34 protein-coding genes are annotated in these 22001 nt (G+C 57.1%); all 34 read left to right on the top strand.

The annotated features are described in order from the left end of the window. Positions 1 to 191 precede the first annotated feature (191 nt). Entirely contained in the window at positions 192 to 479 is a 288-nt protein-coding gene (locus F759_RS45115) for a hypothetical protein (RefSeq protein ID WP_036023314.1), read from the top strand. Further along, entirely contained in the window at positions 480 to 1046 is a 567-nt protein-coding gene (locus F759_RS45110; protein ID WP_051377045.1) for a YdaS family helix-turn-helix protein, read from the top strand. Positions 1047 to 1214: 168 nt separating this feature from the next. Then, positions 1215 to 1595: a hypothetical protein gene (locus F759_RS0101505; RefSeq protein WP_027798280.1), complete on the top strand. Its 381-nt coding sequence runs from the start codon at positions 1215 to 1217 to the stop codon at positions 1593 to 1595. Continuing rightward, entirely contained in the window at positions 1592 to 1771 is a 180-nt protein-coding gene (locus tag F759_RS0101500) for a hypothetical protein (protein WP_027798279.1), read from the top strand. The genes F759_RS0101505 and F759_RS0101500 overlap by 4 nt, the downstream gene beginning before the upstream one ends. Further along, positions 1772 to 1924: a hypothetical protein gene (locus tag F759_RS42780; RefSeq protein ID WP_154670896.1), complete on the top strand. Its 153-nt coding sequence runs from the start codon at positions 1772 to 1774 to the stop codon at positions 1922 to 1924. 51 nt (positions 1925 to 1975) lie between these two features. Next, positions 1976 to 2737 carry a hypothetical protein gene (locus tag F759_RS0101490; RefSeq protein ID WP_152530565.1) on the top strand — a complete coding sequence of 254 codons (762 nt, stop codon included), beginning with the start codon at positions 1976 to 1978 and terminating at the stop codon, positions 2735 to 2737. Further along, a complete protein-coding gene (gene dnaB, locus F759_RS0101485; protein WP_027798277.1) occupies positions 2734 to 4134 on the top strand; it encodes a replicative DNA helicase in 1401 nt (466 codons plus the stop codon). Before F759_RS0101490 ends, dnaB begins: the two co-directional genes overlap by 4 nt. Positions 4135 to 4612: 478 nt before the next feature. Then, complete coding sequence (locus F759_RS41955; RefSeq protein WP_152530564.1) at positions 4613 to 5215, top strand: hypothetical protein; 603 nt, start codon at positions 4613 to 4615, stop codon at positions 5213 to 5215. Beyond that, a complete protein-coding gene (locus F759_RS0101470) occupies positions 5212 to 5703 on the top strand; it encodes a hypothetical protein (protein WP_027798276.1) in 492 nt (163 codons plus the stop codon). Before F759_RS41955 ends, F759_RS0101470 begins: the two co-directional genes overlap by 4 nt. Further along, entirely contained in the window at positions 5703 to 6062 is a 360-nt protein-coding gene (locus F759_RS0101465; RefSeq protein ID WP_027798275.1) for a sigma-70 region 4 domain-containing protein, read from the top strand. Before F759_RS0101470 ends, F759_RS0101465 begins: the two co-directional genes overlap by 1 nt. Beyond that, positions 6059 to 6391, top strand: a complete 333-nt coding sequence (locus tag F759_RS0101460; RefSeq protein WP_027798274.1) for a hypothetical protein — start codon at positions 6059 to 6061, stop codon at positions 6389 to 6391. The genes F759_RS0101465 and F759_RS0101460 overlap by 4 nt, the downstream gene beginning before the upstream one ends. Further along, positions 6388 to 6948 carry a cytidine/deoxycytidylate deaminase family protein gene (locus tag F759_RS0101455; protein ID WP_027798273.1) on the top strand — a complete coding sequence of 187 codons (561 nt, stop codon included), beginning with the start codon at positions 6388 to 6390 and terminating at the stop codon, positions 6946 to 6948. Before F759_RS0101460 ends, F759_RS0101455 begins: the two co-directional genes overlap by 4 nt. A gap of 167 nt (positions 6949 to 7115) precedes the next feature. After that, complete coding sequence (locus tag F759_RS0101450; RefSeq protein ID WP_027798272.1) at positions 7116 to 7298, top strand: hypothetical protein; 183 nt, start codon at positions 7116 to 7118, stop codon at positions 7296 to 7298. Positions 7299 to 7321: 23 nt separating this feature from the next. Then, a complete protein-coding gene (locus tag F759_RS0101445) occupies positions 7322 to 7885 on the top strand; it encodes a hypothetical protein (RefSeq protein ID WP_036023312.1) in 564 nt (187 codons plus the stop codon). Then, complete coding sequence (locus F759_RS0101440) at positions 7882 to 8076, top strand: hypothetical protein (protein WP_027798270.1); 195 nt, start codon at positions 7882 to 7884, stop codon at positions 8074 to 8076. The genes F759_RS0101445 and F759_RS0101440 overlap by 4 nt, the downstream gene beginning before the upstream one ends. After that, positions 8076 to 8534, top strand: a complete 459-nt coding sequence (locus tag F759_RS0101435) for a DUF1367 family protein (RefSeq protein WP_027798269.1) — start codon at positions 8076 to 8078, stop codon at positions 8532 to 8534. Before F759_RS0101440 ends, F759_RS0101435 begins: the two co-directional genes overlap by 1 nt. Next, on the top strand, positions 8531 to 8662 hold the full coding sequence (locus tag F759_RS44775) for a hypothetical protein (protein ID WP_274533460.1): 132 nt from the start codon (positions 8531 to 8533) through the stop codon (positions 8660 to 8662). Before F759_RS0101435 ends, F759_RS44775 begins: the two co-directional genes overlap by 4 nt. Next, positions 8659 to 9270, top strand: coding sequence for a recombination protein NinG (locus tag F759_RS0101425; RefSeq protein WP_036023311.1), 612 nt, complete (start codon positions 8659 to 8661; stop codon positions 9268 to 9270). Before F759_RS44775 ends, F759_RS0101425 begins: the two co-directional genes overlap by 4 nt. Beyond that, the gene (locus tag F759_RS0101420) at positions 9267 to 9578 is read left to right on the top strand and encodes a hypothetical protein (protein ID WP_027798267.1); all 312 of its coding nucleotides are present in this window, start codon (positions 9267 to 9269) and stop codon (positions 9576 to 9578) included. The genes F759_RS0101425 and F759_RS0101420 overlap by 4 nt, the downstream gene beginning before the upstream one ends. A gap of 44 nt (positions 9579 to 9622) precedes the next feature. Continuing rightward, complete coding sequence (locus F759_RS0101415; RefSeq protein WP_027798266.1) at positions 9623 to 9841, top strand: hypothetical protein; 219 nt, start codon at positions 9623 to 9625, stop codon at positions 9839 to 9841. Beyond that, positions 9838 to 10287 carry a hypothetical protein gene (locus F759_RS0101410; RefSeq protein ID WP_027798265.1) on the top strand — a complete coding sequence of 150 codons (450 nt, stop codon included), beginning with the start codon at positions 9838 to 9840 and terminating at the stop codon, positions 10285 to 10287. The genes F759_RS0101415 and F759_RS0101410 overlap by 4 nt, the downstream gene beginning before the upstream one ends. After that, on the top strand, positions 10284 to 10523 hold the full coding sequence (locus F759_RS0101405) for a hypothetical protein (RefSeq protein WP_027798264.1): 240 nt from the start codon (positions 10284 to 10286) through the stop codon (positions 10521 to 10523). Before F759_RS0101410 ends, F759_RS0101405 begins: the two co-directional genes overlap by 4 nt. Before the next feature lie 160 nt (positions 10524 to 10683). Beyond that, positions 10684 to 10890, top strand: a complete 207-nt coding sequence (locus tag F759_RS0101400) for a hypothetical protein (RefSeq protein WP_027798263.1) — start codon at positions 10684 to 10686, stop codon at positions 10888 to 10890. A 184-nt stretch (positions 10891 to 11074) separates the two neighbouring features. Beyond that, complete coding sequence (locus F759_RS0101395) at positions 11075 to 11521, top strand: hypothetical protein (protein WP_152530563.1); 447 nt, start codon at positions 11075 to 11077, stop codon at positions 11519 to 11521. Positions 11522 to 11963: 442 nt separating this feature from the next. Further along, complete coding sequence (locus F759_RS41950; protein WP_152530562.1) at positions 11964 to 12161, top strand: hypothetical protein; 198 nt, start codon at positions 11964 to 11966, stop codon at positions 12159 to 12161. A 60-nt stretch (positions 12162 to 12221) separates the two neighbouring features. Continuing rightward, positions 12222 to 12344 (top strand): hypothetical protein, encoded by a 123-nt coding sequence (locus F759_RS44770; protein WP_274533459.1) that lies wholly within the window; start codon positions 12222 to 12224, stop codon positions 12342 to 12344. A gap of 820 nt (positions 12345 to 13164) precedes the next feature. Next, a complete protein-coding gene (locus F759_RS0101370; RefSeq protein ID WP_209440466.1) occupies positions 13165 to 14325 on the top strand; it encodes a hypothetical protein in 1161 nt (386 codons plus the stop codon). A gap of 136 nt (positions 14326 to 14461) precedes the next feature. Further along, positions 14462 to 14830: a hypothetical protein gene (locus F759_RS0101360; RefSeq protein WP_027798259.1), complete on the top strand. Its 369-nt coding sequence runs from the start codon at positions 14462 to 14464 to the stop codon at positions 14828 to 14830. Continuing rightward, positions 14831 to 15700, top strand: coding sequence for a hypothetical protein (locus F759_RS0101355; RefSeq protein WP_027798258.1), 870 nt, complete (start codon positions 14831 to 14833; stop codon positions 15698 to 15700). 31 nt (positions 15701 to 15731) lie between these two features. Continuing rightward, positions 15732 to 16400 (top strand): hypothetical protein, encoded by a 669-nt coding sequence (locus tag F759_RS37070; protein ID WP_051377042.1) that lies wholly within the window; start codon positions 15732 to 15734, stop codon positions 16398 to 16400. After that, positions 16348 to 17892, top strand: coding sequence for a terminase large subunit domain-containing protein (locus F759_RS37065; protein ID WP_051377040.1), 1545 nt, complete (start codon positions 16348 to 16350; stop codon positions 17890 to 17892). Before F759_RS37070 ends, F759_RS37065 begins: the two co-directional genes overlap by 53 nt. A gap of 21 nt (positions 17893 to 17913) precedes the next feature. Further along, positions 17914 to 19341 (top strand): anti-CBASS protein Acb1 family protein, encoded by a 1428-nt coding sequence (locus F759_RS0101335; protein WP_027798257.1) that lies wholly within the window; start codon positions 17914 to 17916, stop codon positions 19339 to 19341. Next, complete coding sequence (locus F759_RS0101330) at positions 19341 to 20168, top strand: hypothetical protein (RefSeq protein WP_027798256.1); 828 nt, start codon at positions 19341 to 19343, stop codon at positions 20166 to 20168. The genes F759_RS0101335 and F759_RS0101330 overlap by 1 nt, the downstream gene beginning before the upstream one ends. Before the next feature lie 37 nt (positions 20169 to 20205). Next, the gene (locus F759_RS37055; protein ID WP_161633303.1) at positions 20206 to 21966 is read left to right on the top strand and encodes an NUDIX domain-containing protein; all 1761 of its coding nucleotides are present in this window, start codon (positions 20206 to 20208) and stop codon (positions 21964 to 21966) included. Positions 21967 to 22001: the final 35 nt, after the last annotated feature.

The following is a 22001-nucleotide window of genomic DNA, read 5'->3' as shown; positions in this document are numbered from 1 at the left end:
GATCTTCCGGGCGAACTCTGCCGGCCCATCAGACGCTAGCGAGCGGGCGTTTTCGTATCGTATTTGCCTGCACGTTTTCATACCTAAAAGTTACCTGCATGGACCAAATTGATAAACGTCCAAAAAGGTTTGCTGTGTAGACCTTTTTGGTCTATCATGGCTATACGATCTAAACACTGACCGGTAGCCAAATGGACCTTCGAACGTATTTTCAGCAAACCAAGCCGGCAGAGCGCAAAGCGTTCGCCGACAAGCTCGGGGTGCACATTGACTACCTGTATCACTGCTCGCGTGGCGAGCGCAAGCCGGGAGCCAAGCTCTGCCGCTTGATTGTGGAGTTGGACTCCCGCTTCACGCTTGCCGAACTGCGCCCTGACATCTGGGGAAACGGGATTGACCGTATCGCGGCGATTGACGACACGCAGCAGAACGCTGGCGGCACGACGAGTCGCAAGACCAAAGAAATGCGGGCGGCGTAAATGAACAGTCTCTACGTCTGCCTGTTCTCGAATGGATGCGTCAAGCTCGGTCGCTCCAAAAATTCCGTTCGTCGCATTGCTCAGCATGCCGAGCAACTTGCCTGCCATCGCATCGAGTTGGTTGATAGCGCGGTTTTCGAATGTGCCGGCGTGATGCAAGTTGCCGAAGCGCGCGCACTGCGTGAGTGCCGTCGCATCGCTGCCGAAGTTCGCGGCAATGAGTGGTTCTACGGCATTGCCTTCGATGTTGCCTGCCGCATTGCGCACGAATCCGCGGAGGCGTTGGATTGTGGCGATGACTTGGACAGCGGGGCGCCAGCACTTCAGCGTGCCATTGATCTGATGGGTGGCATAACGAATCTCGCAAACAGCATCGGCGGCACCACAAAGGCTCAAACCATCGCGAATTGGCTTAAGCGCGGCGTTCCGGTCGAGCGGTGCGTAACGATCGCCAAGCTCACCGGAGTCCGCTGTCAAGACTTGAGGCCCGATTTTAACTGGGCTCGCATCATCGAAGTGCTCGGGAGGCCGGGTAGATATAGCGAACAAAGCATGGCGGTTCAATAAAAGCCCGCTCCCAGAAAGGAGTCCGGGAGATAACAGTTTCACCGAAGCATGGGGGCGTTTTTTCATAAGTTGTAGAGCCTGAAATGGCGGCTTGAACTGTCGCCATTTTCTCCAGTATGGACCGTCAACGCCTCGCAAGAGGCACAAACCATAGGAAAGGTGAACAACATGCAACGTGAAATGCCCATGCACGGCGAGGTGCAGAAAGTGAAAGCAGCCCCTAGCGAGCTGGTGAATATGTGCGACGACGAGCTCGATGCTGTGCGTCTTTGCATACAGCTTTCGAAGTTCACGCATGACTACGTTGGAAAGCAACTGTCGATCGACAAGGGATATATGTCGCGCTTATTGCAAGGTAATGCCGGCGCTCTGATGCAGAAGCGTGTGGCCCTTATGAGGTTGTGCGGCACGTATGCGCCGGTTCAGTTCGAATGCGCTGAGCTTGGTCTGGTGCCAGTGCCTCGTGACGAATACGAGCGCCTGGTGTCCGCGGCAGCCGAGCTGGATGCCGTCAAGAAATCGCGCCAATCGAAGGATATCGCAGCATGAACCTCCACCACCGCGACCAGTTCCAGAAGGCTCAATGGGCTGCATACCAGAAACGCATGGCTAACCGTTCGCTGTTTGATCGTGTGATCGGCTCGCCCTTGACGTTCTATGTCGCGGTGGCGGGGCTTGTTGCGTGTGTTGTGGCGGCGTTGCTGGCTGCGATGGGGGTGATTTGAATGAAGCGCGATCTGTTGTCGACGAAGACGCCCGAGCAGGAGCGCCAACTTGAGATGGCCCGCAACATCAGCCACCTGAAGACCAAGCAATCGAAGCAACACCAGGCGCACATGCTTTGTGTGTCGCTGGTCAGAATGATCAAGGGTAAATAAATGCCAGTACGGATGCTCCGGGAAGGAATCTTGACGAGCGAGCGCATAGACATGCTCAGCCCGGCCGGAGAGGTGTTTTACCGCCGTCTCATGTCGGTAGTGGATGACTACGGCCGCTTCTCTGCCAACCCGAAGCTGGTTAGAGCCGCCTGCTATCCGCTCAAGTTGGACACTGTATTCGACGAACATATCGCCGAATGGATGAAGGAGTGTGCAAGTGCGAATCTCGTGCTTTGCTATGAAATCGGCGGTAAGCAGTACTTAGAGGTGCAAGACTTTCGTCAGCAGGTGCGTTCAAAAGTTAGCAAATATCCCGATCCGATAACGGGTGCTAGCAACTGCTTAGCAGATGCAAAGCAAATGCGTGAATCTGCCCACTTAGACGAGGACGGAGACGTAGACGGAGTCGAGGACGGTAATTCCTCTACTGACGTAGAGGTTGCGATCGGCGATGCCGAATCGCCTGCCAAGAGCCCGATTCCTGACTGCCCTCACCAGCAGTTGATTGACCTGTATGCGCAGCATCTACCTGAACTTCCCTACCCGCGAATCTGGGAGGGAGAGCGGCAGAAGTCGATGCGTGCTAGATGGCGGTGGGTTTTGACGGCCAGACGAAAGGATGGAAGTCGATACGCCACGGATGAGGCGAGTGCCGTCGCCTACTTCGACAAGTTTTTTTCGTACGTCGCTGAGAGCGATTTTCTTAGCGGCAGGAATGGGAAATGGGGCGGCTGCGATCTTGGCTGGCTGGTCAAGTCCGAGAATTTCGCCAAGGTCGTCCAAGGCAACTACGAGAACAAGGCAGCGAAATGAACGCACCCGACAGATTCACCGAACAACCGCGCGAAGTGCCGGCCAGCATCGAAGCAGAGCAATCCGTACTTGGAGCCCTACTGATCGACAACGACGCGCTGGACCGCATCGTCCATCTGCGCGCGGAACATTTCTTCCGCTTCGATCATCGGACGATCTTCAACGCGATCCAAAAGCTCGTCGTGTCGAATCGTAATGCCGACATCATCACGGTCCTCGAGGCGCTTGGCGATCAAGCCGGCGACGTCGGCGGCCTGCCCTACCTGAACTCGCTGGCAAGCAACACCCCCGGATCGGCGGGCATCAAGCGCTGGGCCGACATCGTTGTTGATCGCTGGAAGCTTCGCGGTGTCCTGGCGGCAACAGATGAGATTGTCGAACTCGTGCATAACCGCGGTGGCAAGACGGTTTCCCAAGTCATCAGCGAGGCGCAATCGAAGTTCGAACCGCTCGTCGTGACGACGGCGAAAGAGCCTCAGTTCATCAAGAATTTCCTGACGAACGTCATCGAGCGCATCGATGCTCAATACAACGGCCAGCCAACGACCGTTAAAGCGCTCTCGACGGGCCTGCGAGATCTGGACGCCAAGCTGGGCGGAGGAATGCGGCCGGGCCAACTGATCGTCATCGCAGGGCGCCCGGCGATGGGTAAAACGGCGATCGCTCTCGGCGTCGCAGAGTCGGCGGCACATAAAGGCGGTGCCACCCTGTTCTTCTCGCAGGAAATGCCTGGCGAGGAACTGGCTAACCGATCCCTTTCTCGTGCCTCGGGGCTGCCGCTCGACAAGATTCTCGACGGTCGAAAGTTTGAAAGCGACGAAGACTTCAGCCGTCTGACGGCCGGCACGGTGAAGGTTGCCGAACTGGAAGTTTTGGTCGACGAACAGCCGGCGCTCAGCCTGCAAGAGATCCGCGCCCGCGCGCGCACTGCGAAGCGCCGCTACGGTCTTGGTCTGATCGTGATCGACTATCTCGGCCTGATGGCTGACGGCGAAGGCAACACACGAAACGAGAAAGTCGGCGCGAACAGCCGCGGACTGAAGGCACTAGCGAAGCAAATGGGCGTGCCGGTCGTACTGCTTGCCCAGCTTAACCGCAAGCTCGAGGAGCGCGGCGACAAGCGCCCCATGCTATCGGATCTCCGTGATTCCGGCGAAATCGAGCAAGACGCAGACATCGTTCTCTTCCTGTACCGCGACGAGGTCTATCACCCGAACACGCGCGATCGCGGCATTGGTGAGATCAACATCGCGAAGCAGCGGAACGGCCCGACCGGGACTGTGGCGGCGGCTTACATCGGGGAGCGCACATTGTTTGCCGACCTGATGCCCGGAACAAGATTCGGGGAACAGCCGGGCGATGAGGCGCCACGGAAATCGAAACGGGGCTTTGAATGACTCCCGCCCAACTAACCGAAGTACTCGAAGAGATAGCGCCGTGGCCATTGGACGAGCGAAGATCGTACATCGAAGTGCTGCGACGAGAATACGGCGAAGGCGCGGCGGAACAGATCAAAGCAGCATTGAAGCGGTTATGGGAGTCGAGAAAATGAGGAAAGTTGGCGCGATTGCGATTAGTAATCCTAATCCACTGGATCGAAGAATGAGCAATCATAACGTTGTTCCGATGGAAGGAAAGAAGTTCGGAAAGCTTCACGTTGTCGAAAGAGCCATCGTTGATGTAGGAGATCGTGGTGCGTGGTGGCGTTGCGCATGTGATTGTGGCGGCGAGGTCGTGGCGCTAGGTAAGAGAATCAGGAGCGGCGCAATCCGTTCATGCGGCTGCCTACATAGAGGAGCGATTGGTCACGGACACGCGCGCAAGGCAAGCAGAACGGGGACTTACGAGTCGTGGGGAGCCATGAAGGCAAGATGCTTGAAAAAGAACCACAAGTCGTATCAAGAATATGGAGGTCGAGGCATCCGCGTTTGTGATCGGTGGCTAGAGTCATTCGACAACTTTCTATTGGACATGGGAGAGCGGCCCGAGGGCACAACTCTGGATCGCTATCCGAATTGTGAAGGCAACTATGAGCCCGGTAATTGCCGGTGGGCCACTCCAGCACAACAAAACGAAAACCGCTCTATCACATTGAGATACACGGTCGACGGAAAAACCTTGTCGATCAAGGGGTGGGAGCAGGAAACCGGAATTCCATACAAGGTTCTGTACCAACGCCTTTATGCGCTGAAATGGGCTCCGGAACGAGCCATGAAAACGCCAGCAACTGATAGTCGGTGGCACGAAGAAACGCGTGATATGAGGCGCAAGAATGATCCGCGCTGCATTCCGGTTCGGTGCGAGGAAACGGGTCAGATTTTCTATTCCGCCAGCGCTGCCGCGAGGTGGCTTGTTGAGAATGGGCATCCCACCGCTAAGGTGGATTCGATAAGTAAAGCCGGTCGCGGTGATCTCAAGACTGCCTTCGGCTATCGATGGACCTACCTGAGGTCCGACGAGCAATTGGAGGTCGCATGAGCCGCAGCCAGAAACCGCGCAAGAAGTACAACCCGCAATCCCGCGCCGGCCACGTCAAGCTCCGAGCACAGCCGTGGAAGATTCACGCCGTATTCGAGCCCGTCGAGGCCATTCTCGAAGAAATCGAGCAAAGCGGCATGGTCAGCGTCACTGAAGAGGGTAAGCCGATCTTCAGCGAACTGGCACACAACGACGTCTACGAGTTCGTGCCGTCGCTTTGCGGTCTGATCGATGCATTCGACCTGCACGCTGAGCGCAACGCCCTGCCGATCGTGACCGACCCGCTCAAGCAAGTTTGCGTGAAGCTCGATAGGGGCGAAATGCTCGATCAATACGACATTGCCAATTCGCGTTGGTCGATCGCGGAACTAAAGAAACAGTCCGGCGACATGCAAGCCGATTACGCATACCGCCTTATTCGCGACATCCAAATCAAGTTTGAACTTGAAGCGCGCCAGGAGCGCGAACAACTGAAAGAGGCCGCGTGATGGCACAGGAACCTACCACGAGAAACGCCATTACTCGCCTTCTGACCGAGTTCGGGCCGATGACCGCAGACGAAATCGCGTGCGAGTTGGGCATGCATCTCAAGACCGTTGCGTCTGCGATCTGCATCGCCCGAAAAAAGCCAGAGAAGTACTTCTATGTCTATGCGTACGACTTCCAGCCCGGCAGCAACGCTGTACCTGCCATTTATGCGGCAGGGAAAAAACCCGACGCAAAGCGAATGGAAAAAGCCCTCGTTTCGCGTCTTTACTATGAGCGGACGAAGCACGGCAAAAAGATTCTGCGTCAGGTTCAAGCCGGAAACCCTTTCGGTATTTTGATTGCACAGGTGACTCAATGACTGCATCCGATCAAATCTTCGCGTTCATCAAGAAGAACGGCAGCGGCACCCGCCCCGAGATGGAAAAGGCGCTCGGATTGTGCGAACGAACCGTTGATAGCGGCATTCGCAAGCTCGAGAGACTGGGCTATATCAAGCGCGCCGGCATGACGGCGAAAGAATGGCGCAAAAGCCCTGCAATCATTTTCGTGCTGGCCGACGTAGCGCCGGATCTGAAACTCGTTGGCGACTGCCGCGGCCGGCCACGTCTCGCGGCGCACGTTGCAGCGGATCAACCGAACGATTCCCTTATCGACGCAATGGCTGCATTTTTCGGGAGAGCAGCATGAATTCAGAACTCAAAGAGCCAACGCAGCTGGTCGCCGGCATAACCCACAAGGAGATCCTATCGCTGATGGCTGATGCAGGAATTTTCTGTTCCGTGGATAAGTTCACGCGAATCCTTCAGGACGCGCAACGCCGGGCCTTGGCTGCACAAGCGCTGGAGCGCATGACGGCGAATGCGGAGTCGCTGAACCTCAACGACGAGCCGAAGACCTACACGTTCGCGCCGGATGGATCAGGGCCATGCGCCAAGCAGACTGTGACCGCTACCGTGGTATCGAAGCGCGGAGACCGGTATGTAGCAACGAACCATTGCATGAATCCGCAGACGGTATGCCCACGCGCCGGAATGGCCACCGGCCAAGGATATGAGTTGTGCAAGTCGATCTGCCAGCAGCCCGCACATGCCGAGGTCAACGCGATCCTGTTCGCTGGCGGCGCTGCTCAGGGCGCGTCGCTTCGATTAGAAGGCCATACCTACGCGTGTGAGCAATGCAAAGAGGTGGCGCGTAAGTACGGCATCGCCGGAATCGTGATCGAGGAGCCAACCAATGGTAACTGACTGGTACGAGCCGCATCAAAAGCCGGTGCGAGTTGGTTGGTTCGACTGTTCGTTCTTCGATTGCGGCTGGCCCTACGAGTGGCGCGTGTGGTGGGACGGCGCTGTGTGGCGCGACAAGCCGCGTGGCAATTCCCTTATCGATCAAAACCAAACGTGGAGAGGTTTAAATGCAAAGTGCTGAACTGGTTGTCAACGTAGCGGCCCTCTCGCGAAAAATAGAAGAGGCGAGCGCCAAAGGCTTCCGCAACAAGGCGGCAATGGACCTTCTGTACTCGCTGGAAACCACGGTCGACGCGCTGCTGTCGGTGGCGACGGCTGAGTACCTTGCGGAGTCGGAGGTGCGGGCGTGAGTGCATCCCCGTGGAACGAGCGAATGATTGGTCGCGCACTGGCCACTCAAACGTTCAATAAAAAGTACCTGGTCGTCGTGCCGAACTGCAATTGGACCGGATACGAAGCCGATTTACTAGCCGTGACGGGAAACCTACGCCTGATCGACGTCGAGATCAAGATTAGCCGCTCCGATCTCAAGGCTGACGCCTCCAAAGACAAATGGGTGCATCGCACATTTGCGGGCTACGCACCGGAGAAACGTGTTGAGGAAAACGGGCGGTTGATTCGTATTGAGCAGCCGGCGATATGGGATGAACTTCGTTTGCAGTGGCCGCGCAGCATCTGGAAACACTACTACGCCGTGCCTGCCGAAATTTGGATGGATTCGCTCTTCGACTGTCTTGGTAGCCCCGCATCAGGCGTCATTCTGCTTAGCCAGGGCAAGCGCGGGCTCGACGTCAAGGTTGCGCGCAAGGCGACGCCTAATCGCGACGCTCAGCCCATCACGCCAGCATCTGCAGTGAATCTGGCGAGGCTCGCGAGCCTACGCATGTGGGAATCGTATGCCCAACTTGAGGCCCTGAGAGCGAGGGAGACGGCATGACCGACAACGAACGGCTCGACTGGATCATGGCGAAAAACTGGCTCGTCACCCAGACGAAAGACGGCGAGTACTTTGGAATCGCGCGCGCCTATTACGGCGATAACGAAATTGAGTTTGAGACTGTCATTAGAGCAGTCCATGACACGCCTCGCGATGCCTTGGACGCGGCGATAAATAAGGCGGCAACGTAATGGAAGTCCTTCTGACCAAAACGCCCCAAGGCTACATGATCCCGCTCAGCGAGAGCGAGGCCGACAAGTGCAAGCGCTTCAAGGTAGGCGCCACGGTGCGCGCCGAAGTGTCCGCCATGCGCAACCACAAGTTTCACCGGAAGTTCTTCGCGATGCTCGACGTCGGATTTGATGCGTTCGATCCGCCCGAATCGGAGCATAGAGGAATGCCCGTCCAGAAGAACCGCGAACGGTTCCGCAAGGACTGCATTATCGCGGCGGGATTCTATGACGCAGTAGCGAACCTGAACGGCGAGGTTCGCGCCGAGGCGCACAGCATCAGCTTTGCCAGCATGGACGACGCTGAGTTCGAACGGGTGTATTCGGCAGTCGCGAATGTGCTGCTGCAAAAGGTGCTTCGGAATTACACGCGAGCGGATTTGGATTCGATCGTAGAAAAAATGATGGGGTTCGTGTGAAAAAGCTGATCGTGAAAATAGTTGTGGGAGCTGTGTTCCTCTTCGCTGCCGAGTGCCTGCTTTCTCCCAAGCTAAGCACTAACGAAGTGATCGGCTTGTATCTGATTGTGGCGGCCGCTGCCCTATGATGCGCGCCAGTTTGAAGCCGAAGAAATGCCGTAACCGCGATTGCGGAAAGACGTTCACGCCAGTTCGCAGCATGCAGGCCGCCTGTTCGGTCCCCTGCGCAATCGCTCTTGCGGAGAAGCAGAAAGCCCAGAAAGCAGCCCGCGCAAACCGAGAGGAGCGAAAGTCGCTCGCCGAGCGGAAAGCCAAGATCAAGACTAGAGGTGAGTGGATACGGGAGGCGCAAGCCGCCGTGAATAAGGTGGCTCGCCTGCGCGACATTCTCGCCGGCCACGGGTGCATCTCATGCGGATCGAGGCCTGATGCGAGGTTCGGCGGTGCGATGGATGCCGGACATTATCGCTCTGTCGGGAGTGCTCCCCACGCCCGCTTCTACCTGCCGAACATCAGATTGCAGTGCAAGCGGTGTAACCGCGACCTCGGCGGCTCGGTTGTGAACTACCGCATGGGCCTAGTCGAGCGCATCGGCATAGACCGCGTCGAGGAAATCGAATCAATGCAGTGGACGGCCAAGTGGTCCATCGAGTACTTGCAGCGACTCAAGAAGGTGATGAACAAGAAGGCTCGCCGGTTGGAGCGGCGGATTGAACAACGAAAGGAGGCAGCGTGAAATTTGCCCACTACGAAGCATTCGAGATGGCAGGAAAGATTGTCGACAAAGAGATTGAGTCATTCAGGCGAATGATGAATGTTGATCAAATACCAAAGACGGATTGGTTTCCCGATAGCGAGACGCCGGTTCACGATGGCCTATACCAGACGCGCGTCGAGGGCGGAATTACTTGGTCTGTATGGAAAGACGGATCGTGGCACTACGCGACAGACAACAAAGACGTCGCCATCAAAAAAGCCGCTGACGGCCGCGTGAGTTTCTGGCAAATGCGCGAATGGCGAGGTCTTACTAAGGAAGCGGCATGACCGCTCTATCCCTTAACAACGCATAGCAAGGTATAGGAGGAATTATGGCGAAGAGATACGGAACGTCGTGCGCAGAGCGTGAAGGCGGTCTGTTCGTGAAGGCGTCTGATTATGAGGCGCTTAAGGCGGAGTGTGAGAGGTTGCGGGTGGATGCGGAGCGATGGGCGACGTACATGCACCTGTTTACTGCGGATGCCGGTGACGAGGTGGCGCAGGTCCTCGTATTGGCAATCGATGAAGATCGCGCCAGGGAGCGAGCATGAGAATCGCAGCATGGTTCAAAAATCTACGGAAAGAATCGCCCGTATTTCTATCAACCGAGTTCTATGAACAGGAAATGAAGAGATCGTTCAATCAAGATGAAAAGAGCAAGATGCTCTACTTGGAGATGATTTCCGAGAATGCCAAGGAGGACATTCAAAAGATGAGATATGTCGTTGCATCTGCACTGGCAGAGCGAAAGACATGTACTGATGCAGACTTATCGAGGCAGCTTTATATGTTCATGGAGGCGCATGCTGCAGCTCTTCATCAAAAATGGCTGGGCGATAGTGCGAACAGCTCAACGACTGCGGTTGTCGCGCGGAACTTTGAGGAGGAGCGAGCGAAGCTTTGGTTCTTGATGTTTGAATCGATCGACATGTCAACCGACGACGCTGTACAGATGGTCGAAGAATACATCGCCAAGTTCAGTAAGGAAGAAAAATGACTATCGACATCGATGCGTTGGAAACGTTGGCGAAGGCCGGGCATTGGGCCAAGGAATACGGACCTTCTCACACTGTCGAGGTCCTGCTTGAACTGATCGCAGAGGTGCGGGCGCTTCGGGAGGTAAATACCATACTTAGAAATCATCTCCTCAATATGAATTTTCATGCCAACGCGATACATATGAACGTTCAGAGTGGTCTCAATTATGCAAAAGCCGCGCGAGGCGCCGCATGACAGCCGTTGGGTTTTCTTTATGTTGGTTCGTCGCGATTGCATGCGTTCTGCTAGCTCCTGGCCGCGTGAAATTGCACGAGTGCCTCCTGCATGCCGCCCTAATGATTGGCATGGTTCTTATGGGGATTGGAATAGCTATTTGGCTAACGAAGGTGATGCCATGAGCGCATTTCTGCCCGGTTTCCTCATTGGCTACATCCTCGGCATCGCCTCAATGTGCGGACTCGTTGGTCTGTGCCTCCTACACCGCCCCAAGTATGTGGCGCCGACGATGCACAACCGGAAGTGGCGGGATGCGCCGGTGGCAGAGGTGGAGAAGCCGGCCGAGCCGATGTACATGTACGGCGTTACGGGACTCGAAGAATGATTCGCGAAACGGGTGATTGACAGGTCACTCCGTTTGTAGTGCTAATTGATTTACGATACAATATGTGCTCTAGGAAGCGTTGTTTCTCACAACAGATAGTGTCTCACCTGCGGGGTTCGGAATGTTCAAAGACAAGTACGCAAGCGACGTCAGAAGTTCGAATCTCGCGTGGAATGAGCGCGAGGTGAAGTCCATCGATCGCCTCACTGCCATGGGTCTTTCTGATCCGCTCGGAGCCGCCCTGTTCCGGTTCAAGTTTGGATCGGACGCAGCAGCGGGAAAGCGCGCGATTCATCTTCTTTCGCACAAAGCCAAGTGCAGTCTCGGCGTCGAACTGAGTTACGCACAGAAGTTGGCGACGGCATGCATCAAGGAGTTCGTGCTGGACAACTGCGTGTCGTGCAATGGCACTGGCCTTATCCTCAGTGGCTCGCGTTACGACAAGTGCTCGAAGTGCGACGGCTCTGGAGTGAAGCGACATTCGGATAGTGAGCGGGCACTTGCCGCGTCTTTGCCGGTGGAGTCTTGGTCGAAGCATCAGAAGAAGTTCGACCAGGTGATGACATGCATGATGGCTTCGGTCGCGGCAACGGGCGGCAGGGTTAGTGCACTGATGAGGGATGCGGCATGAATTGCCCTTGGCACACGCCGGAGACGCCGCGTCCTGGCAAGCCGCACTTCTCTGTGCGTAGAGCTAACGGCGTGGCATTTGTCCTCCTTCGACTTGAGGACGGAATAAGTTCATTTAGGCTGGAAGTTGGGTGCCGACACGGCCGGCTCCATCTGTTCATGCGCGAAGCGTGGAATCTAGCGAAGCGGCAAGGCCTTCTCCCTGAAGGCGCGCCGATGGCAAAATAGCCCATTTAGTGAAAATATCTTGCGCGACACCAGATATTGTGTTTATACTGGGCACGTACTGTTAGGTAGTGGTTGTCTCAGCCGAACGGGATGAGAGATCGACAGTAGAGCCGAACGGCTCAAATATTTCCCGCAGCGAGCGGTAAAACTCGCCCTGAATTTCCAGAAGCCCGCCAGGTGAAAGCCTCGCGGGCTTTTTCATTTCCGGCCCCGCCATGCGCTTCCCTACTACTCTCGAATCCCGAATGTACGGGAATCCAGAGCGCGTACTTGAGGAAAAGCAGGCGGCACAAGCCAATGCTGAGAAACGCGCCGAGAAGCGCCGAACGCTCACGGTTAAATCCGGTTGGAGCGAAGCGCGCAAGGCAGCCGAAGCACTTTTCACCCCGCCGCAGCCCGTTCGTGAGCTGTAACCCGCCCGCAGACATGCAACGTGTCTCTTGCCGGTTAGCCGGCCAGAATTCGAGTAAGCAATGAACTTTCAAGAGTTAATCGACAGCCTCGAACTGGATCTGGAGCGCATGCGCAACATTGATCCGGCGCTCAGGGCTTCGATGATCGCGCGCCTCGATGAACTTCGGAAACTCCAGCGATGAATCCAGTAACGGCGTACCTGCTCCTGTGTGCGACGTGGAACATGGGAATGACGCAGATCATGCTCGACCTGGCGGAAGGCTGGGACTTGTGATGGGAAGCGACGCAAGTTAGGTTAGACATGACCTTCATCTACGCATTAGTGCTAGTGCTATTTCTGACCGGAGTTCCCTTGTTTGCGGGAATCCGCCTGGGCATCGAAATCGGAAGGGATGAACGAATGCGCGATAAGCTACCCAAGCCCTGATCCCCCGCTCCGCCGCCAGCCGGTAGGCCCGGCAGAATCACACACGGGCGGTGGAGCACCTGAACCGCCGATAGTACTAGGGCATCGTCCACCCCTGCGGCACAACGGACGGCTTTCATGCATGGCGATCGGCAACGGTGTGAGTCCGTTTCAAGATATCTGGTGGTCGCCATCCACGAAGGTAAGGCAGAGTTGCTCGCGCGCTCCGATAGGAGGCCACTGCGCCATGCGGGGCAAGCGTCAAGCCGTCACCCAATCCCCTCGTCGTTTTCTCCGACGTTAGCCCGCGCTGAAAGGCTGCTGGCTTTTTTATTCGAGTCTCCAATGCCTGCTCGCAAGCCGAAAATCACGGTTGTCGCTGAGCGCACGGAGATATGCAAGAACTGCAGGTTCAGCGATTACAAGCGCGGCGAGGAAATCAAGTGCCGGCGCAACCCTCCGTCGTTCGTCTATGACGTGGCGACGGGCTGCACTGCGGTTGCATGGCCACTCGTCGATGCCGATTCATGGTGTGGCGAATATAAATGTCAACTCAATAGTTAGGGGAAACCGTGGCACGTCAATTTGACCCGCGTTTGCGAGAATTTGCCGATGCCAGGGAAATTTCCTTCCTCGAAGCCGTCGAGCAGCACGGCAAGCCCACGATCGCAGCAAAGACGCTCGGCGTCCATCACAGCGTTCTGATTCGCGCTCTGGATAATCTGGAGCGTAGGGCCGCGAAGATGGGGTATGCGCCCTCCTACGACATGACGCACGCAGTGCCGGACGGCTTTCGCGTTAAGGGCGTGTCTACGGCCTACACCGACGATGGCATCGCCATTCAGTGGGTCAAGACTGAGCGGGACAATGATCGCTGGGAAGTGATCATGCGAGAAGGCTTCGCTGCAATGGCGGAGACGCTGCCGCGGGTTAAGGCAGCGCCGGGTCCGGCCAAGACCGATTCGTCGTTGTGCAACGTCTACACCTTGACCGACTGCCACGTGGGCATGTTGGCGTCCGCGAAAGAAACGCTTGACGCTGATTGGGATCTGAAGATCGCTGAGCGCACGCTGACTGCTGCGTTCTGCCACATGGTGAATGCGGCGCCTCAGGCGGGTGTCGGCGTGGTAGCGCAACTCGGAGACTGGCTACACAGTGACGGTTCCGGCGGCCTCCTGCCGATAACGCCCCAACATGGTCACGTTCTCGACCAGGACGGGCGATTCTCGAAGATCGTTTCGACGTCCATTCGCATCCTGCGACGCATCGTAGACTTCGCGCTCGAGCGGCACGACAAAGTCGTTGTCCTGCTCGCCGAAGGCAATCACGACATGGCGTCGAGCATCTGGCTCCGCGCCATGTTCGCCGCGCTGTACGAGAATGAGCCGCGTGTCCAGGTGATTGACTCGGCGCTGCCCTACTACGTCTATCAGCACGGCCAGACCATGCTGGCATTCCATCACGGGCACCTCAAGCGCAACGAGGCTTTGCCTCTGCTGTTCGCCAGCCAGTTCCCGAAGGTCTGGGGCGCAACGACTAAGCGCTACTGCGCGACAGGCCACAGACACCACGTCGAAGAGAAAGAGCATTCTGGAATGACTGTGATCCAGCATCCGACGCTTGCCGCTCGAGATGCATATGCGGCCCGCGGCGGGTGGCTGTCGGAGCGATCAGCCACGGCCATTACGTACCATTCGCAGTTCGGGCAGGTCGCCCGCAATACGGTGGTGCCTGAGATGTTTGAGGTTGCAGCATGACCCCTATCGCTATCCTCACTCTCAAAGCCGCATTCGCAGCAATTCTGCTGGCGGTGGTGGTGATTCCGCCGCGGGCCGATTGACTGAAAGCATAGTTTTCCTCGTCGGCTCGCCGGCACAAATTCACGAGTAGACGATGGCACTTTATAACTTCCCGAACGCGCAGGACAATGACGCCGCAGCGATTCCGGTACGAATCACGGCCGGTTCGGGTGACAGTAGCCCAATCACCTCGGCAGGCCCCGCCGAAGCCGGCGTAAGCGCATCCGGCACTGTCGGCACGACATCGGCGCAACTCGTCGCGGCCGGCGCGTACAAAGGTTGGCTGACCGTGCAGAACACGCACGCGTCCAACACGCTCTATGCGTCATTCGGAGCTACCGCAACGACGAGCGACTTCGCCATTGCGCCCGGCGCTGCACTGACGCTGCCATTCGGTCCGACGAATGCCTTGAGTGGTGTCGGCTCTGGCGCGGGAACGTCGTTCGCAGTTGTGGGGTATTAAATGCGCAAGTTCGCACTGATCCTTCTACTTCTTCCGGCGCTCGCGCATGCCCAGTACTATGGCGGCTATCTGCCCAAATCGGGCGGAACGCTCAATGGTCCGCTCGCTGTCACCGGCAACATCACGACTGCCGGCACCATTGGCACTGCTATATCGGGTGGGAACAATCTCACTTTCACGGGCGGTGCAACTGGTTCAGTCCCGACAATTTCCGCGACCGGTTCGAATCTGAACGTCACGCTGAAACTTTCTACGCAGGGTTCCGGTCCTGTACAAGTCGTGAATCAGCTCCAGGCTCAGGGTGGCGCGGCGGTTACTGGTGATCTGGTCGCGACGGGGAACGTCAACGTCCAGGGCAGTCTGAATTCCACCAGCAACACGCAGCCAGCATCTCCGACAAACTCGGGCATTTCGCTGGGGGCTTCTCCGTCGTGGGCGATCGCGAGTTTCTACGACCAAGCCCAAACGGCGAATAATCGCACTTCGCAGATTCTTGGCATCAATAGCGGCATGACTTTCCGGTTCGTCAACGATAGTGGAAGCAGTCCGCTGAACTGGCTGATTGCATCGGGCGGGTCTGGTTCTGGTATCACGGGCATCACATCGAATAGCGGCTCGGGAGCATGGGCGCATACCGGTCCAATGACCGTGACCGGAACGTTCCAAGCTAGTGGCGGCGTCAAATCGCAAACATTCCTGACGTCTGCGCTGCCTACCTGCTCTGCTGGCAATACGGGCCTGGAGGCCACTGTACTTGATGCAGGCGGTACACCCGCATGGCACGGTGCATTAGCCGCGGGAACGGGTACGCAAGCGACGTCCACCACGTACCCAGTGTTCTGCAATGGGGCGAACTGGGTGTTCGAGTAATCACAAGAAGGGCGTCATGCCCAGATAGGGTATGGCAACAGAAAAGAAAGCGGCGCCGGATTGGGAGCGTATCGAAGGTGATTACCGGGCCGGCGTGTTGTCGGTTCGGGAAATCGCAGCCTTGCAGGGTATTTCTCATACCGCCATCCAGAAGAAGGCCAAGGCCGAAGGATGGGAGCGAGATCTCTCCAAACGCATACAGGCAAAGGCGGAAGCGCTAGTTGCCAAGCGCGAGGTTGCCAATCAGGTTGCCACGGAAACGAAGGCGGCAACCGAGCGGTCGATCGTCGATGCAAATGCCGACATGCTGGCTCACGTCCATCTCACGCAGAGAAAAGACGTTGGCCGCGCCCGGACGTTGGCAATGTCGCTACTGGCTGAGTTGGAAGCGGAAACCAGCAATATTGAACTGTTCGAGCAATTGGGCGAGATGCTCCGCTCTGATGATGAGAAGGGGCAGGACCGGCGCAATGATCTATATCAAAAGGTCATTTCCAGCGTGGGCCGGATTGATAGCATGAAAAAACTATCGGACACCCTGAAGACATTGATCGGGTTGGAGCGTGAGGCATACGGAATTTCGACGCCGCAAGAGGTCAATCTGAACGCCAATATTAAATCTGACCGCAAGCCGCAGGAAATGACGGATGACGAACTCGCCGCTATCGCCGCAGGAGGCAGCGCGCGAACTGCTGATTAGGCGCAAGGCTCGGGAGGACATTCTCCATTATGTCAATGCGATCGACGTCCCCGGCAAGCCCGCTACGGATGATCCGGACACAGAGTTTTTCGAGCCGATCGAAACGACGCTGGCGGATCACCACCGGCTCCTGCTGACCAAGCTGGATGAGGTAAGCAACAAAGAACACGGCCGCATGATGGTATTCATGCCGCCAGGTAGCGCCAAGTCAACCTACGCATCTGTAGTATTCCCCTCGCGCTTTCTCGGCCAGAAGCCCAACCGCAAGGTCATTCTCGCCAGCTACGGCGACGACCTCGCTCGCAAGATGGGCCGGCGCACCCGGTCGATCATTCGCCAGAAGCGGTTCAAGGGAATATTCGGCTGCGAACTGACATCGGATTCCGCCGCGGCGCAAGAGTTCTCGCTGACCAATGGCAGTGAGTACATGGCGTGCGGGATTATGTCGGGCATCACCGGCAATCGCGCGCACGGAATCATCATTGATGACCCCGTGAAAGGCCGCGAACAGGCTGATTCACCAACGATCCGCGATAAGACATGGTCGGCGTACGAAGATGACCTTAAGACGCGTCTGATTCCTGGCGGCTGGATAGTTGTAATACAAACTCGCTGGCACGAAGACGACCTATCCGGCCGCATCCTTCCTGAAGACTGGAAAGGCGAATCAGGCCCGATCCTCTGCCGCGATGGCAACGTCTGGGAAGTCGTCTGTCTGCAGGCGCGCTGCGAAGTCCAGAACGACCCGCTCGGCCGCAAGATTGGCGAATATCTCTGGCCGGAATGGTTCACAGAAAAGCATTGGGCGCAATTCCAGAGCAATGTCCGCACGTGGGCATCGCTCTATCAGCAATTGCCGCGGCCGCTTGAGGGTTCGCTGTTCCAACTGGCGAATATGCTGGTGGATGGCGCTCCTGTGCCGATGCCGACGCATTGCGACTATGTATTCGCCGTTCTTGACTCAGCGCTGAAGGCAGGCGATAAGAACGACGGCACGGCGGTTACCTACTTCGCCCGTAATCGATATGTCGGCCATCCGCTAATCATTCTTGATTGGGACATCACTCAAATCGAGAGTGACCTGATTGCTGACTGGTTTCCGTCCATCATGGCTCGCGTCGAGGAATTGGCAAAGCTCACCGGCGCCCGCTTAGGTAGCGCCGGCAGCTTCGTTGAGGACAAGGGAAGCGGTATCACCCTACTCCAGCGTGCGGCGCGTAGTGGCTGGCCGGCGCAGGCAATTGACAGCAAATTGACCTCAATGAGTAAGGACGCTCGCGGTACGGGCGTGTCTGACTTTGTCCATCACGGAAAGGTCAAGCTCAGCGAGCACGCCTACAACAAGACGGTCACGTACAAGGGCCGAACTCAGAACCACCTGCTGAGCCAGGTATTCGGCTATCGCCTTGGCATTCCCAATCAAGCGGATGACGCGTACGACACCACAGTCTACGGAATTGCAATCGGCCTCGGAGATTCGGACGGCCTCTAGTATTTAACTCACGGCACACACATGGCAGAAATCACCATCCTAGGCTCTAGCCTGAGTTCGAGCCTGATGGATATTCTGATGGCCGATGGAATAATTCCGGGTAGCGAGCCTTCGTATCACCTCTGCAAGACCATCTATTCGTTTCACCCCCTCGGGTCCAAAATCGTCGACCAGCCGATCAAGCTGGCGATGTCGCAGAAGCGCAAGATTTCGATTCCGAACAGCCCCGAGGAGCGCGTACGCGAAGCCTTCGAGCGCAAGTGGAACGAGATCAACGCTGACACGTACATCGCCAACACGTGGCGGCTCGCGAAGATTTACGGTGCATCGGCCATCGTCTTTGGCGCCAAGGGTGTCGACACCAAGACGCCGATCAAGCCCGAGGAACTCGCCAAGAAAGAACTGTATTTCAATGCGCTCGACCCACTGAACACGGCCGGCTCGCTGGTCCTGAATCAAGATCCGAACGCGCCTGACTTCCAGAAGCCGACGCTAGTCACTGCCGCGGGTCAAACATATCACCCATCGCGCGCCCTCGTTTTCTTCAACGAATCGCCGCTCTACATCGAGTACACGAATTCGGCCTATGGCTACACGGGCCGCTCGGTCTATCAGCGCGCCCTATTCCCGCTGAAATCGTTCGTTCAGACGCTCATTGCTGACGACATGGTCGCCCGCAAGGTCGGCGTGATCGTGGCGAAGATGAAGCCAGCCGGGTCGATTGCTGACCGTGCGATGGCTGTGCTGCAGGGTGTAAAGCGCAATGTGGTCAAGGAAGCGCAGACGAACAACGTCATCAATATCACGCCGGAAGAGGCGATCGAGACGCTGAATCTGCTGAACGCTGACGGCGCACTGACGACGGCGCGAAAGAACATCCTCGAGAACATCGCCGCAGCGGTTCCTCAGCCGGCGAAGCTGCTCAACTCGGAGTCGTATGCCGAGGGGTTTGGCGAGGGCTCTGAAGATGCCAAGGAAGTCGTCCGCTACATCGATAACGAGCGACTGTCAGTAGAGCCGCTGTATAAGTTCTTCGAGCGCATCGTGATGCGTTTGGCGTGGACCCCCGAGTTTTATGCCACGGTCCAGGCTGATATGCCGAAATACAAAGGCATGTCATACAACGAGGCATTTTACGAGTGGTCGAACTCCTTTGAGGCAACGTGGCCTTCGCTCCTCGTCGAGCCTGAAAGCAAACTCGTCGAAGTGGAAAAAGTTAAGTTCGAGACACTTGTGTCTGCACTTGAAATCCTGCTTCCCGCGCTCGATCCAAACAACCAGGCTCGGGCCATTGAGTTTTTCGCGAACAACATGAATGAGAGCAAGCACCTCATCACGAATCCGCTTGTTCTAGATTACGACGAGCTGCGCGAATACGTTCCGCCCACTCCCGAGGCATCCCCAGATGAGGAGCCGAAACCCGGCAGGGCACTCTCCCTTGGACGCTGATGGCAACTTTCTTTGAGACTGTCACTGCTGCCATCCGAGACTTCGAGCTCAACGGATTCGATAGCGTCGAGCGCCTCACCTATTGGACGGATCTGATAAGGCGCGCGGCGATCGATTCCCTCGTCCCCGAGAGCGTGCTAAACGAGGAACTGAACCGAACGCTAGGCGGCATTTATAAGCGACTCGTCGACGATGGTCAGATACTCAAGACTCACCAGGGCGTAGCACGCTTCACCGTCGAACGCCTCAAACCAAAACTCCGCGCCGAGCTAGACCGTCGCCGCATGGTCTCGCGGAACCTGATCAAGCTAAATCGCGAAGAGATGATCGAGAAGACGACCCGTCGCTTTGCTGGCTGGGCTTCTTCGGTGCCGGCTGGAGGCTCGCGGGCGGTCGAGACTAAGGATGTGAAGGACAACATCCGGAAGGCGCTAACGTCGATGCCGTTTGAAGAGCGGCGATGCGTTATTGATCAATCGCACAAGTTCACCGCGGCCCTCAACGAGATCATCGCCACTGACGGCGGCGCACTCGCAATGCGCTGGAATTCGATGTGGCGCAGGCCCGGGTATGCCGCCCGTCCTGATCATAAAGAACGCGACCAGAAAATCTACCTGCTGCGCAATAGCTGGGCGAAAGAGAAAGGGCTGGTCAAGCCCGGTCCCACCGGTTACTACGACGACATTACGAGCGTCGGGCAAGAAGTTTCGTGTTCGTGCTTTGCTACCTGGCTGTATGCCCTCCGCGACTTGCCCGGCGACATGCTGACCAAGAAAGGTGAAGAATCCTTGGCCGAGGCCCGCTCCAAAATCGCAGCAATGAGATAACGCTATGGCAACAGAAGAAGGATCGGCCGGCGCGCCGATGCAAGCCGCCGGCACGCTGATTATCGCTGACGGGAAAGTCCTGTTTCTGCGCCGCGGTCCTGATGGCGATCATCCTGGCGAATGGTGCATACCCGGAGGCAAGATCGAGCCAGGCGAAACACCCGAACAAGCCGCCCGCCGCGAGACGCAAGAGGAAGCCGGATACGAGCCTGAGAAGCTAGTCAGGCTCGGGGCTACCAGCGACGGCGCTGTCGAATTCACCACGTTCTATCACGAGTGCCGCCCCTTCGAAGTCGCATTGAGCGACGAGAGCACGGAATGCATGTGGGCGCCGATTGGATCGTGGCCCGAACCGATGCATCCGGGCTGCCGATACGTGCTCGAGTCTGACACTTTCAAGGCGATCAAGAAAGCGCAAATGACGGAAACGGACCTCGCGCGTGCGATGGTTTCAGGTGAATATTCGTCACCACAGTTCTTCACGAACATGTGGCTCTTCGACATCCGCATCACTGGCACCGGAACATCGTACCGATCCAAGGATGAGGAGTATGTCTACCGGCCGCCCGAGGAATACCTCAACGACGAGTTTCTGGCGCGTTGCAACGGCTTGCCGGTAATTGTTGACCACCCCGATAACTGCAACCTTGACTCCGCCGAATTCAAGAGGCGTTCAGTAGGTTCGGTTCTGTTGCCCTACATCAAGGGCGATGAGGTCTGGGCGATCGCGCGCGTCTACGATGAAGCGACCGCGACGCTAATGTCGCAGGATCAATTGTCGACATCACCCAACGTCGTTTTTCGCAATCCGAGTATTGAAAACTCCACCGTAACCCTCGACGGCGGGCAAAAGTTGCTAATAGAGGGGAACCCCAAACTGCTCGACCACATCGCGATCTGCGAGGCTGGCGTGTGGGACAAGGGCGGTCCGCCGACTGGCGTATCTACCACTAACGTTCAGGAACCTGAGATGAATGAAGAAGAGCGTAAGGCCAAGGCGGACGCCGAGGCGAAGCAAGAACTCGAAACGCGTGCCAAGGCCGACGCCGAGCTGAAGGCGAAAGCTGATGCCGAGGAAGAGAAGGCAAAGGCAGACGCCGAGAAGTGGGACAAGCTGATGTCGGCTGTGGACTCGCTCTCGAAGCGCTGCGATGCGTTCGAAGGCAAGAAGGCCGATGGCATGCCTGGCGACGAACTCGCTGTTGGCGACAAGAAGGCCGACGCCGAGAAGGAAAAGGCCGACGAGGAAGAGGAAAAGAAGAAGGCCGACGCCGAAGAGAAAGAGAAGGAGGAAGCCAAGGCTGACGCTGCCAAGCGCGAAGGCGCCCTCCTCGCCCGCGTTGCTGACCTCGAAAAGCTGCTCGTCCAGACCGCTCAACTCACGCCGAAGCCGCTGAACGATAGCGACTACGCGGCGATGGCTGACGCTCAAGCCAAGGCCGATAGCGTGTTTTCGGCATTCGGCAAGTCGGCTCCTCGTGCGCTGAATGGCGAAGACCTTCTGGCCTATCGCAAGCGCCTGGCCTCGTCGGTCAAGTCGAACAGCTCGCAATGGAAGGATGTTGATCTGTCGAAGCTCGACGCTTCCGTATTCTCGATCGCTGAAGAACGCATCTACGCTGATGCGATGGACGCCGCAAGCCGCCCGGCTGTGTCGGAAAACGGCCCGGTCATGCGCACCCGCACCTCCGAAGCCGGCCACAAGATCACCGAGTTCTTCGACAGCCGTCCGTCGTGGATGGACGCACATCGTCCCCCGCGCATGAAGAGCAAGATCATTCAGCCGAAAGCCCACTAAGGCAATCGTCGTCATCTGAGGCCCGCCACTGAGCG

Origin of the sequence: Paraburkholderia dilworthii (assembly GCF_000472525.1) — a bacterium.
GTDB lineage: Bacteria > Pseudomonadota > Gammaproteobacteria > Burkholderiales > Burkholderiaceae > Paraburkholderia > Paraburkholderia dilworthii.
The sequence above is the reverse complement of the archived record's forward strand: the minus strand, read 5'-3'. Positions and strand labels throughout refer to the sequence as shown.